Source organism: Lutimaribacter degradans (assembly GCF_023703375.1).
Taxonomy (GTDB): Bacteria; Pseudomonadota; Alphaproteobacteria; order Rhodobacterales; family Rhodobacteraceae; genus Lutimaribacter; species Lutimaribacter degradans.
The window spans coordinates 1-12,376 of the sequence record NZ_JAMQGO010000014.1 but is presented as its reverse complement, the minus strand read 5'-3'; the positions used below and the strand labels follow the sequence as shown (position 1 = coordinate 12,376).

Annotated in this window: 9 protein-coding genes; 1 reads left to right on the top strand and 8 read right to left on the bottom strand. The window is 62.6% G+C overall.

The window, feature by feature from the left end:
* Positions 1 to 2: 2 nt before the first annotated feature.
* The 8 genes from cydB to M8744_RS15790 all read right to left on the bottom strand — a co-directional run bounded on the left by cydB (position 3) and on the right by M8744_RS15790 (position 11,013).
* Positions 3 to 1,151 (bottom strand): cytochrome d ubiquinol oxidase subunit II, encoded by a 1,149-nt coding sequence (gene cydB / locus M8744_RS15825; RefSeq protein ID WP_251419568.1) that lies wholly within the window; start codon positions 1,149 to 1,151, stop codon positions 3 to 5.
* A gap of 5 nt (positions 1,152 to 1,156) precedes the next feature.
* Positions 1,157 to 2,767 carry a cytochrome ubiquinol oxidase subunit I gene (locus tag M8744_RS15820; RefSeq protein ID WP_251419565.1) on the bottom strand — a complete coding sequence of 537 codons (1,611 nt, stop codon included), beginning with the start codon at positions 2,765 to 2,767 and terminating at the stop codon, positions 1,157 to 1,159.
* A 125-nt stretch (positions 2,768 to 2,892) separates the two neighbouring features.
* Positions 2,893 to 4,560, bottom strand: coding sequence for an amino acid ABC transporter ATP-binding/permease protein (locus tag M8744_RS15815; protein ID WP_251419563.1), 1,668 nt, complete (start codon positions 4,558 to 4,560; stop codon positions 2,893 to 2,895).
* Entirely contained in the window at positions 4,560 to 6,197 is a 1,638-nt protein-coding gene (gene cydD / locus M8744_RS15810; protein WP_251419561.1) for a thiol reductant ABC exporter subunit CydD, read from the bottom strand. Before cydD ends, M8744_RS15815 begins: the two co-directional genes overlap by 1 nt.
* A 179-nt stretch (positions 6,198 to 6,376) precedes the next feature.
* Positions 6,377 to 8,944 (bottom strand): hypothetical protein, encoded by a 2,568-nt coding sequence (locus M8744_RS15805; protein ID WP_251419559.1) that lies wholly within the window; start codon positions 8,942 to 8,944, stop codon positions 6,377 to 6,379.
* Positions 8,941 to 9,348 carry a hypothetical protein gene (locus M8744_RS15800; protein ID WP_251419557.1) on the bottom strand — a complete coding sequence of 136 codons (408 nt, stop codon included), beginning with the start codon at positions 9,346 to 9,348 and terminating at the stop codon, positions 8,941 to 8,943. The genes M8744_RS15805 and M8744_RS15800 overlap by 4 nt, the downstream gene beginning before the upstream one ends.
* Positions 9,345 to 9,965, bottom strand: coding sequence for a hypothetical protein (locus M8744_RS15795; RefSeq protein WP_251419555.1), 621 nt, complete (start codon positions 9,963 to 9,965; stop codon positions 9,345 to 9,347). The genes M8744_RS15800 and M8744_RS15795 overlap by 4 nt, the downstream gene beginning before the upstream one ends.
* Positions 9,966 to 10,068: 103 nt before the next feature.
* On the bottom strand, positions 10,069 to 11,013 hold the full coding sequence (locus M8744_RS15790) for a hypothetical protein (RefSeq protein WP_251419553.1): 945 nt from the start codon (positions 11,011 to 11,013) through the stop codon (positions 10,069 to 10,071).
* A 289-nt stretch (positions 11,014 to 11,302) separates the two neighbouring features.
* Here M8744_RS15790 and M8744_RS15785 point away from each other — a divergent pair.
* The coding region (locus M8744_RS15785) for a vWA domain-containing protein (RefSeq protein WP_251419551.1) at positions 11,303 to 12,376 on the top strand (1,074 nt) is incomplete at its 3' end.

Genomic DNA, 12,376 nt, shown 5'->3' with positions numbered 1-12,376 from the left:
CCTTAGTAGGCGTTCTTGTTTTCGGTGATCTCGTCCATGGTGACCTTGCCCCACAGCACCTTGTAGACCCAAGCGGTGTACAGAAGGATCAAGGGCATGAAGATCACGGTCACGACCAGCATGACGAACAAGGTGAAATGTGATGACGAGCTGTCCCAAACAGTCAGGGACGAGCGCGGGTCGATCGACGAGGGCAGGATAAAGGGGAACATCGTCAGCCCGACCGAAGCGATGACACCGGTGATCCCCAGTTTGGAGAACAGCAGCGCCGACAACTCGCCACCCCGCCAGAGTGACAGATATGCAAGCGCCATGCCCGCAAAGCCCATCGCGGGCGCGATGATGATCCACGGCCTCACGGCATAGGCTGCCAGCCACGAGCCTTCGCGCGCAACCTCGGTCAGCAGCGGGTTGGAATGACCGCCCGCAGCCGCCTGCGTGGTCATGACGTAGCCGTCGATGCCAAATGCCAGCCACAGCCCGGCAAGCGCGTAACCCGCCATCGCGAACAGCCCGGCAAAGGTGCCAAAGCGTCGTGCGCGTTCCACCACCGGCCCTTCGGCCTTGAGCGCGACCCATGCCGCGCCATGGGCAATCAGCATGGACAGTGACACGGCACCAGCCAGCAACGCGAACGGGTTCAACAGGCCAAAGAACGACCCCTCGTATAGCGAGAACAGATCTTCGGTCAGGCGGAACGGCACACCTTGCAACACGTTGCCCACGGCTACGCCGAAGATCAGCGCAGGCACCGCGCCACCCACGAAAAGCGCCCAGTCCCAGCCGTAGCGCCAGCGCGGATCATCGCGCTTGGAGCGGTATTTGAAGGCCACGGGCCGCAGGATCAGCGCCGCGAGAATCAAGAACATGGCAAGGTAGAAACCCGAGAAGCTGACCGCGTAAAGCGGTGGCCAGGCGGCGAAGATCGCACCGCCGCCAAGGATGAACCACACTTGGTTGCCTTCCCAGACGGGGCCGACGGTGTTGATGACAAGGCGGCGTTCTTCGTCGGTTCTGGCGATGAAGGGCAGCAGCGCGCCGACCCCCATGTCGAACCCGTCTGTCAGGGCAAAGCCGATCAACAACACCCCCAGAAGGCCCCACCAGATGACACGCAGGATGTCGAAATCTATCATTTCATACAGGATCATGGCGTTCACTCCGCAGGGTTGGCAAATGGATCGCGCCCATCATGGGTGCGCAGGCGGTGTTCGTGGCGCACGCGCCATTTCTCGGTTTCCTCGACGTCCTGAACCGGGCCCTTGCGGATGTATTTCAGCATGAGGCCCATCTCGATGACGAAGAGAATGGTGTAGAAGGTGATGAAACCTGCCAGCGTCAAAAGGATCGATGTGACCGAAAGGTTACTGACGGACAACGCCGTGGGCAGAACCCCATCCACCGTCCAGGGTTGGCGACCGTATTCGGCAACGAACCAACCCAGTTCAGCCGCAATCCACGGCGTCGGGATGATCGCCACCGCCGCGACAAGCGACCAGCGCGGATAGGTCCGGCTGCCAAAGTTCGAACGCACGAAGAAATAGGCCATCACCCCGATGAACGCAAAGCCGAGCCCAACCATGATGCGGAAAGCCCAGAACAGGGGCCAAACGGTGGGAACGGTATCGTTGGCGGCCTGCTCGATCTGTGCCTCGGTCGCGTTGCGCGGGTCTTCGGCATACCGCTTCAGCAACAACGCATACCCCAGGTCGCCGCCGTGTTCTTCGAAGGTGGCCATGATCTCGGGCGATGTCGCCTCGCGTTCCTGCCGGATCGTCATCAAGGCGTCATAGGCGATCAGCCCCGAACGAATCCGCTCTTCGGATTCGGCGACGAGATCCTCGATACCGGGAATGTCCTTGGTTAGCGAGCGGGTGGCGATCAGGCCCATGGCATAGGGAATCTTGATCGCGTAATGGTTTTCCCGCGCTTCCTGGTCGGGCAGGGCGACAAGGGTGAAGGACGCAGGCGCTTCCTCTGTGTGCCACATGCCCTCCATCGCCGCGAGTTTCATGCGCTGCGTGTGGGTGGCGCTGTAGCCGGATTCATCGCCAAGAAGCACGACCGAAAGCGCGGCAGCCAGCCCGAAGCTCGAGGCGACGGTCATCGACCGGCGCGCCAACTCGATATGGCGCCCCTTGAGAAGATACCATGCCGAAACGCCCAGCACGAAAACCGACGCGGTGACATAGCCGGCCGAAACAGTGTGGACGAATTTGGCCTGCGCCACCTCGTTGAACATCACGTCGAAAAAGCTGGTCATTTCCATGCGCATGGTCATGGGGTTGAATTCGGCGCCGACGGGGTTTTGCATCCAGCCATTGGCGATCAGGATCCACAGGGCCGAGAAGTTCGAGCCGATGGCGACCAGCCAGCCGACCACCATATGCGCGACCTTTGACAGCTTGTCCCAGCCAAAGAACCACAGCCCCACAAATGTCGCTTCGAGGAAGAACGCCATCAGACCTTCAATGGCCAAGGGCGCACCGAACACGTCGCCGACGTAGTGGCTGTAGTAGCTCCAGTTCATGCCGAACTGGAATTCCATGGTGATGCCCGTGGCGACCCCGAGCACGAAATTGATCCCGAAAAGCGTGCCCCAGAACTTGGTCATCTGGCGCCAGATCGGGCGGCCCGTCATGACATAGACGGTCTCCATGATGGCGATCAGGATCGACAGGCCCAATGTCAGCGGCACGAACAGGAAGTGATACATGGCCGTCATCGCAAATTGCAGGCGAGACAGCTCAACAACGTCGAGTTCCATAATGTCTACTCTCCGGCCCCGAAGGGCACCTTTGGCTTCGTTACGGGTAGAACAGTAAGGTTTGGCCAAGATAAATCTTTGACTCAGATCAAAGATATATTCGAAAAGCACTATTTGTTTCGACTTTAGGTTCTGATCCGAAGTATCGAACCGCCCGACATTTTTACCCATTCGGTTTCGATGGGGCTGTGCGCGGCCAGAACCAATGCGCTGTTTGGGCAAATCGCGCGTATACCGTCAAGAACGGCGCGCGCCGTCGTGCCGTCAAGACCTGTGGTCGGCTCGTCCAGCAGCAGGATTGCCGGCTGCCGCATCAGCACGCGCGCTAGCGCCAGGCGACGGGTTTCGCCGCCCGAAAGGCCCGTGCCCGCTTCGGTCAGTTCGGCTTGCAAGCCGCCGCGTGAGGCCAGAACGGGCGACAGCGCCACAGCGTCGAGAACCCGGCGCATTTCCGCCTCGTCGGCGGTGGGCATGGCAAGCTGCAGGATGTTGGCAACCGTACCGCGGGTCAGCACACTGCGTTGCGCCAGCAGGCCCACCTCGGCCCGCAAATCGGGCTCACTCCAGTCGGCCATGTCGCGCCCACCAAGCAGCGCGCGGCCTTCGGCCGGTTGCAAAAGCCCGGCGGCGATATGCAGTATCGTGCTTTTCCCGCAACCGCTTGGGCCGGTCAGGGCGACGGTATCGCCGGGGCCGACATCCAGCGTGATACCAGACAGGACGGGGGCCGAAGCGGTGTCTTCGCGCCAGCCGACATCCTGCAAGCTCAGCCGAAGATGTGCGGGGCGTTCTCGGGCGGACGCGGGGCCCTGCGATTCGCCGGTTTTGTCGAGTTGCCGTCCGACGCGGCGCGCGGCGTCCATCATGCGCCCCAAGTCGGCCATGCCACGCCGCAGCGGCGCGAATATTTCCGCCAGGGCAAGTGTTGCGAAAAATCCCAGCGCGGCCTGTGCGGGGGTCAAGATGCCGCTCTGCGCCAGCGAGGCGCCAAGGCCCAGCGTTGCGATGGCTGCAAGCAGCGCCGACAGGGCAAGGGCCAGTGCTGCCCTATGCTCGGCGCGATCCACCTCTGCGCGGGCGGTTTCCATCCTGCTTGCTGCATCGTGGAAATCTGCCTGTGCGCGCTCCAGAACACCGTGCATGACGAGATCGGTCTTGGCCCGCATCAGATCCATGCTTCGTGTTCGCAGCGCCTGCATTGCTGCCTCGGCCCGCCGTGCAGCTTGGCGCGAACGCATGGCTGCCACGCCCAGGGCCGCGGCCCCACCCAGCCCCAGCAGGCCGATGCTCCAAAGCGCGATGATCGGGGCCGCCAGCCAGGCCAATACCACGAATGTCAGCGCGAGGGTTGTCGCGCCCGCAATCAACGGAATCGCAAGCCGCAGCATCACGCCATCCAGCGCGTCGACATCGGCAACGATCCGGTTCAACGCTTGTGAGCCGCGCATGCGTGCCAGTTGCCGCCACGGCCGCGCGGCAACCCCGCTCAGCAGGCGCACGCGCAGGTTGGCCAAGGCGCGCAGCGTGGCGTCGTGGGTCAGAATCCGCTCGCCATACCGCGCGGCCGTTCGGCCAAGTGCAAGGAAACGCACACCGGCGCTGGGGCGGAAGACGTCGAAAATCGCGCCCGCCCCGGCGAGGCCGGCGGCAGCGGCGGCGGTGATGAACCATCCCGACAGGCCCAGCAGCGCCACGCCCGCAACCAGAACCGCGACCGAAAGGGCAAGACCGCGCCGCATCGCCACGCGGTCGCCGCGCCAGAGAAGCCGGTAGATCCGCCAGAGCCAGCGCATCAGCCCACCCCCCCTTCGAGTGAAATGACATGATCCATCCGGCCCGCCAGCGTGGCGTCATGTGTCGCCACGATCAGGGTGCGCCCCGAGGCCGTCAGGTCGAGAAGCCCATCGGTCACGGCGTCGGCGGTTGCCCGGTCCAGGTCGGCGGTCGGCTCGTCGGCAAGGATCACATCGGTCTGCGAAAGCCACAAGCGCGCGATCAGCAGGCGGCGCGCCTCGCCGCCCGAGACACCGACGCCGGTTTCGCCAAGACGGGTGTGAAGCCCATGCGGTAGCCGCGCCACGATTCCGTCGGCCTGGGCCTTGCGCAGGGCGGCGTTCAGGGAAACCTCGTCTACCGCTTGACCGTTCAGCAACAGGTTTCCCAGAAGGCTGCGGTTCAGGAAATGGATATCCTGCGGCAACCAGCCGAGACGCGCGCGCCATGCGCTGGCAGTGTCCGCATCAAGCGGTTGCCCGGCAACCTCGATCGATCCTCGGTCGGGTATGCGCAACCCGGCGAGGCAGGCCAGAAGCGTGCTTTTGCCAGAGCCGCTGGGGCCGGTCAAAGCCACGCGTGCGCCCGGGGCAATGTCGAGATCGGGGAAAACGATCCTGCGGTTTGCGACCCGTACACCAAGCGACCGGGTTCGGATATGCGCCGGCCCCTGCAGGGGCGGTGCGGGAGTGGTGCCTCCGGGCAGCGCCAAAAGATCGCCGGCATCAAGCGCGTCAAGCTCGTCATTAACCGCTTCGGCGGCAGCCTTGTCATGCCACGCGGCAGCCAGTTCGCGCAGGGGGTCGAAGAATGACGGGGCCAGCATCAACAGCCAGATACCCTCGGTCGCATTCAGTGGCGTGGTCCAGTAGCCAAAATCTATCTGCCCCAACAGAAGGAACCCGACATAAACCGCCACCATCGCAACACCGATGGCGGAAAACAGTTCAAGCACGGTGGATGACAGGAACGCCAGGCGCAAAACGGCCATCGTCCTTTCGCGCAAGGCGTCCGCACGTTGCTGGAAATCGGCGGTCATGCGCTCAACGGCGCCAAGGAGCCGAAGGTCGGGCAAGGCGCGCAAACGGTCCAGAAGCATCGTGTTGAGGGTAGAAACCTCTTCGAGTTGTTGCGCGCTGGCCTGTTTCGCGGCCATGCCGACCAATGCCTGGAATACCGGGATAAGCGGCCCCGCCAACAACAGGATTAGCCCCACCGCCCAGGAATGCCACGCAGCCAGCCCGAGAATAAAAAGCGGAACGGCGCGTACACGCGTCATCGCGGGGCGGTATCGGGTCAGCGCGGGGATCAGCATGTCCAGCTTTTCGGTCAGCAAGGCCCCCAAGGCGCCGGAATCGGGGCGGGCCTCATCCACGGGGCTGCGCGCGGCCTCGCGATCGAGCAGGGTTTGCCGGATAACCGCAACCGAACGCCGCGCATCCCGAACAAGGCGCTGCTGCGCGAAATTTTCAAGGCCGGCGCGCAAGATCCCCAGGACCGCAAAAATCGCGAGCTTCGTGACCATTTCACGGGGCGTCATCGTTTGCAGCAGGCCCGCAATCAACGAGGCCGCAAACCATGCTTGCGGAATCCATAGAAGCGCCGAAAGCGCCCAGGCCCCTTGTGCGATGGGGTTTGCGTCTGCTCGATGTCCCATGCTCGACTTTTGATCCTTGCGTGATGCAAGCACGCTTGCGTGGCCTTCCTTAATACCCAGTGGACAGAAAGCTAAAGACTCAAGATTGTCACAGGTGCCTTTGGCGCTGGCCACCCCCCAGATGTCTGCAAGGTGTTGGACATTGCCGGATCGCGCCGTTCCAGGGTCTGCCTACGGGGTCAGGGGGCGTCGCACTGCTTCCAGGCCTTGCCGCAAAGAAGTTTGCACTGAAGATCGCCTGACTTTCGGTCAGGTGACTGGCAGCCGCAATCGCAGTCAGGCCCCTGGGTGTCCTTGCCCCCGTACCCTGTCTGCGTGCCGCCGTCATCCGGGCCGGGGCCATCATCGCTATCGTCAGTGCCGGTCATGCGCCCCGGGATACCCATTCGCTGCTCAAGCCGTGAAAGGCGGATATCCTGGTAGTTGCGGTAAGCCTCCGAGCCCGGCGGCTGTGCCAAGCGCGCCTCGGTGTTGCGTGCTGTCGGGTAGGCGATCACGCCTGAAACCTCGTAGCGTTTTGGCGGAAGAACCTGGCAAAGATCGGCACCCTGGCCGGCCGACATCATCGCGGCCATGCCCCCTTCGCAAACTTGCGCCACACCGCGAAAGCGCAAGGTTTCGCCGTTATATTCCTCGATGACAATGCGGCTTTCCTCGGCCGGGTTCTGTATGCCCATGCGCTCGCCGTTCTCCGAGGCGGCAAACGCCTTGATAGGGCCTTCGTGTCCGATGGTGAGCGGCTCTTCGAAGAAGAGCGTGACCCGGGTCCGGTCCCTGGCGCCATCCTCGGAATCCAGCACGACGGCCACAGACCCCTCGATCTGGCGACGCATTGTCCGGGTCATGCTTGGCGTCAGGCCCGGCATAGTGGCGAAATTCCCGATGAAGATGTCCCGCATCGTCGCCTGGCCTGGGGTTTTCTCGCCCTCGGCGCTGACCGGCGCGCGCCCCTTTTTCGAGGCATAATCGGTCGTGGCAGGTTCTTTGCTGGCCCCGCCGGATGAAAGCTCGGCCACATCAACCGAAGCGGTGACCCTTATATCCTCTACCCGGAAGTCGCGCCGCGCATCCTGGATTTTGCCGGGCACCCAGGTTGCCACCAGCAGGAACTCGGTGTCCTTGCGCGGCCCTGCCTGGACGATCTCGGGAAAATAGAAGAAACGCTGGTATTGCCCACCGGACATGCCATCGTTCGGCACCAGCAGGCAGGGCGCGCCACCACCCCGCCGGCCATTCTGCTCGACATGTTCGAAACAGTCCTGCGCATCCGGCGCATCCTTGAAATCGTTGCCCTCGGCCCAGCCTAGATAAATGTCATCGACCACATCGTTCGGGCCAGTGATCCGAAGCTGTATGTCGGGGCGCAGCAGGGCCGTATAGGGGTTAACCTTCAGGTGGATGCAATTGCCGGAATACTCTGCCAGTTGCAGCGTGGTGCTGACACTGTCGGCGCCCGTCGCGATGCGAAGCTCCCGGCACCCGCTAAAGCCTAGGTTCAACCACTTTTCCTTGGACATCCGTTTTTCAAACCTGTGCGCGGCCCAGCTTGCGTATTCGGCCAGGAACTGGGGCAAGACATGCTCAAGACCGTCCAGCCCGCCGTCGATGCTGTCGAGCCATCGGTCGACCAGCGCGGTGGCATTCTGTGCCACCGCGTCGCCGGTCATGCTGCGGTAAAGCGGGTGCAACCCTCTCGGATCCCCGTCAAGGTAGCGCTCGATCACGTGGAACCAGAACCCGTTGGTCTGGTAATCAAGGTTGTCTAGCGCGCTTTTCTCGATCGAGGCCAGTAGCTGTTGCTGCGTTGTGCCGCTGCTGCCGTAATCGGCCCTGGATTGTTCTGAATGGGGCTTGTTAAGCGGTACGTTATAGGCGCGCGATAGGAAAAAGCGGCGGTAATACTTGTCGGAATAGGGCCCGAAATAAGACTTGCCGCCGTGGTGGTCGCGGGCGTGCAGGACGCCGATCGCGTCAGCCGCCCCTTCGGTTATCCAGCGGGCGTTCGACGCCTTGCGATGGGCGATGCTGGCGCTTTTCGCGCCCGGTGCTGTGTTGTTCTGTACCAGGTGGGCAAGTTCGTGCGCGGCGGAAAGATGAAATGTCGGCATCCGCTTTACCAGGTCGTTTGCTCCCGGTCCGACCTCGATCCTGTTGGCCGATAGCTTGCCTGTCTTCGCGACCGAGAAAAAACCGCTCGGCTTGCAGGTCAGGTAGTTGGCCTTTCCCGGCAATTCGCGGGTGAACCCCATTATCCGTTGAACCTGTTTGCCGTGCGGGCGAGGGTAGAGCACATCGTTGGTAAAGCCGCGGCCAAGCATCCAGTCGAACGCCAAATCGAACGTGCGCTCCGAAAGGGTCATGGCCTCGGGTTTGAGATGCGCCCCGAAACATCCCTCTACGTCCTCATATGCGCGGCTGTGAGCGGCTATCCAATCGTAAAAGTCGCTCGGGTGGTCGACCGGTGCCTCCCAGGGCTGATAGTTGCCCATAAGCTCATGATACTTTAAATCTTCGGGCTTCTTTGCCCCGCGCTTGCGGTACCCTGCCTTGATTTTCTTCTCCAGTTCACGCTGCGCCGACGGATCCTTCACCGCCGCGACACGATCGGCATCCTCGGGCAAAAGCGTATCGCCGTCATGAACGACGAAAATCCATGGCTCGTCCTTTGGCCCCGCGGCCTGCAAACCTTCCCCGCTCAGAAGTGCAAGCATGGTTGCCAGCGCGGGAACGACCGATGCGCGCATCATTGGACCTCCCTCAACAACTCTCTGAGGCGGCGGTAATCGTGTGCGGCCTCGTCTTTACCGTGCTCGTGCGTTTCGTAGTGGTTCAGGAAAGTGCCAAGGTCGTAAAACAGCGGAAGTATCACGCTATCGGGAAGGCGCGCAGGGTCCGAGACGCCGGCGCGCGCCCGGATCTGCGCCATCATCTCGGCGAGCGTCGCATCGTCAAACCCGTCCAGCAGGGCCTCGATCGGCCCGCCATCACCGCTTTCGCCGAGGGCGGGGCGGGCATCTGCGACCGCTTCCTCGAGAACCGAAATAAGCGCGCCGCGTAGCTCGGGGTCGAGGGGCGCAAGCTCTTCGTAGCCATGCGCCTTGGCGGTGCCGCCCGCGAAAACGAGCGCCAGGACGATTGCAACCGTTCTCATCGGGCCACCATTGCACAGGCCATCGGGTTGATGGCCATCATCGCCGCGCTGATCCGGCCAGACATCATCATCAGACCCTTTTCGGCCTCTTCGACGGTCATGCCGCGCTCTTCTGCCAGGCTGGCCATGGCATCATCGCCGCGTGCGTCGGCATCCTGAAGGTCGACCATCAGTTCCAGTTCAAGCGGAGACAGGTTCTCAAGCAGCGCGTCGGCCACGCAGGTGCAAACACCCACCCGGCCGTTCTTGGCCGCACAATTTCGCACGAAACGCGTTTTTGGATCGTCGCCCTCGGGAAGGTCCACCGCCCGCTCGGCCTTGCGCTGTGCCTCCTCGGCGGCATCGTCGCAGCCTTCGAGACCGCGCTGGGCCGCTATCAAAAGCTGCGCCGCCTCGTTCAAAGTTTGCCGGCCGGCCTCTTGCAAGATTTTTGCCATTTCCATCTGATCAATGGCATCGGCGGCCTGCATCATGGCCGCAAGCCGTGCGGCTTCGGGTGTTTTGGCGCGCTCAAGCACCGTTTCCCGAAACACGTCGCGATGACAGCCGCAGCCTTCGCGCGGAATACCGTCGGCCTCGCACTGTCTGTCGATCAGGGCAAGGGTCTCTTCCGTCATGGGCTGGGCGGATGGCCGGTTTTCCGCGCGCGCCACGGACGGAGCAGCCAGGGTAATCGCGACGAGAACAGAGAGGAACGGGCGCATCTTGAGATCTCTCCGGTTATTCTGATGCCAGATCTGGGAAGGCACGCTTGCAACTGGGGGTCAGGCCAGAAAGGAACGCCGCATGCGCGGCGGGGGCGAGCCCGTCCTTGATGAAACCGGGCGTGCCGCCCTCAAGTATCGTCGCGCAATCCTTTTCAGGTTGCGCACGCGACGCCTTGCGCAGCGCATCGAAGGTTTCAGGCGCCACGACGGGGGGTGCAATATCCTGTATCTCGCCCGCGGATAGATCCGTGACCCAGGCCATGTGCGTTCCGCTACGCTCATCACCGACCAATGAACCGGACGGATCCACTGGCTGCTGGCCGTAGCTTGTGTGGACGCGCCCGACCATGCCGATCTTGCCCAGTTCTTCTTCCAGCGCGGCTGCAAGCCGTGGGTCGGCATAGGCACGATCCACCGCGAAAGGCGCCTCGGAATAAGGATGATCGGGCAGCAGCCACACGTCGCTTTCAAGGTGGTGGCGCGTGCCATTGGGGTTGTCACCCATGCGGAAAACGATTTCTGTCCCGATTTCGTAATGCACCGCCTCAATTCCGGCGACGCTGCGATCCTTGTCGCCGCGCGAGAATGACACCTCGAAGCGGTCGTAATGCAGGTCGCGCCCGAAACTTTTCCAGCCTTCGGCCTCAGCGGCCTGCTTGCCGGCATCACGAAACGGGATGAAAAGGCCCATGCGCCGTTCGCCGCTTGCAAAGGTCGCCTTTGCCGGGTCGGGGTCGATATCGCCATTGCGCACCGACCATATCGCTGTGAATTCCGGGCCCTGTTCGACGTAGCGCACGATTGCCCCGTCGTGGTCGGGCGGCGTATCGTCAAAATTCTCGGCTGCCACATCTGCCTCGTGAAGGTGATAGGTCAGCCCGGTTTCCGACCAGGCAAGAGCGGGACAGACGATTGCGGTGAAGGCGATAGCCAGCGCAGTGATGCCAGGTTTCTTCAATTTCGGTCTCCTCGTGCTCGGGGGCGGCTGGTCGCGCAGCCTGTTGCTGCGGTCCGAAACTGTCTTTTTAACAGCCTATACGCGAGCACTTGTTCTTTCAAATGGCGTGTTTGCGCTTGGTGTGCGCTGGTTTGCGAACGCGGCCCTTCGCGTCTGGTGCCTGTGATCGCCACCTTGCTTGGGAAGCCGAAAGCCTTTGATGGACGGCGAACTGGAAATGGCCGCGCTTGTGTGGTTCACTCTACGTCAACATCAGATCTCATACGAAATTGACGAAACAGGGGACATCATGGGACGGTTAGCAGCATTTCTTGCGGCGGCAACGCTGGCGGGCGGTGGCGCCTTGGCGGCGGGAATGGCCCACGCGCAGGACCAGAACGCGCAGCAAGAGGACGTGATGATCGTCTTCGACGGCTCGAACTCGATGTGGGGCCAGATCGATGGTGTCGCAAAGATCGAGATTGCTCGCGACGTGATGGGCGACCTGCTGGGCAACTGGGCGGATGACCGTCATGTTGGCCTGATGGCCTATGGGCACCGCCGCCGCGGCGATTGTTCCGATATCGAAACGCTGGTCGAGCCGGCCCCGGGCACGTCAGCCGCGATCATGGACCGTATCAATGCCATATCGCCCGTCGGCAAGACGCCCCTGACAACAGCGGTTGAACAGGCGGCGCAGAGCCTGGCCTACACCGACCGGCCTGCCACGGTTGTCTTGATCTCCGACGGGCTGGAAAGCTGCGACCGTGATCCTTGCGCCCTGGCCAGCGCATTGGAGAAGGGGGGCGTGGGCTTTACCGCGCATGTCGTGGGCTTTGGCCTGGGCAAGAACGCCGATGCCGAGTCGCTCGCCTGTATCGCGGATCGGACCGGCGGAAAATTCCTTTCGGCCGACAACGCGAGCGAGCTGAGCGAAGCGTTGACCGCAGTCAGCACCGCCTTGGCCGAACCGACGCCGGAACCCGAGCCGGAGCCGGAACCCGAACCGACAATCACGCTGCGCGGGCCCGACCAGGCGCTGGCAGGGTCTGCCTTCGATCTTTCGTGGGAGCCTTCGTTCGAGCCGCGCGACTATGTCACCATCGTGCCCGTGGGCGCGGATGAGGGGAGCTATACCGATTATCTCCGCGTGAAGGACCGCTTGGATGGCACGTTGCGCGCACCGGGTGACACGGGGTCGTATGAATTGCGCTATGTCAGCGAGGAAACCCGCAAGACGTTGGGAAGCGCGCCAATTGAAATCACCGAACCCGAGGTGACGGTAAGCGCGCCCGAAAGCGCCCTGACCGGGTCGAGTTTCGAGGTGAGCTGGACGGGGACGGTGCATAACCGCGATTTCGTCACCATCGTGCCGATGGGCGCC

What these genes read in the sequence shown, in the direction of transcription:
- M8744_RS15795 (WP_251419555.1), bottom strand. Translation starts at nt 9,965, where the DNA reads ATGACGGAAGAGACCCTTGCCCTGATCGACAGACAGTGCGAGGCCGAC.
- cydB (WP_251419568.1), bottom strand. Translation starts at nt 1,151, where the DNA reads ATGATCCTGTATGAAATGATAGATTTCGACATCCTGCGTGTCATCTGG.
- cydD (WP_251419561.1), bottom strand. Translation starts at nt 6,197, where the DNA reads ATGGGACATCGAGCAGACGCAAACCCCATCGCACAAGGGGCCTGGGCG.
- M8744_RS15815 (WP_251419563.1), bottom strand. Translation starts at nt 4,560, where the DNA reads ATGCGCTGGCTCTGGCGGATCTACCGGCTTCTCTGGCGCGGCGACCGC.
- M8744_RS15805 (WP_251419559.1), bottom strand. Translation starts at nt 8,944, where the DNA reads ATGATGCGCGCATCGGTCGTTCCCGCGCTGGCAACCATGCTTGCACTT.
- M8744_RS15800 (WP_251419557.1), bottom strand. Translation starts at nt 9,348, where the DNA reads ATGAGAACGGTTGCAATCGTCCTGGCGCTCGTTTTCGCGGGCGGCACC.
- M8744_RS15820 (WP_251419565.1), bottom strand. Translation starts at nt 2,767, where the DNA reads ATGGAACTCGACGTTGTTGAGCTGTCTCGCCTGCAATTTGCGATGACG.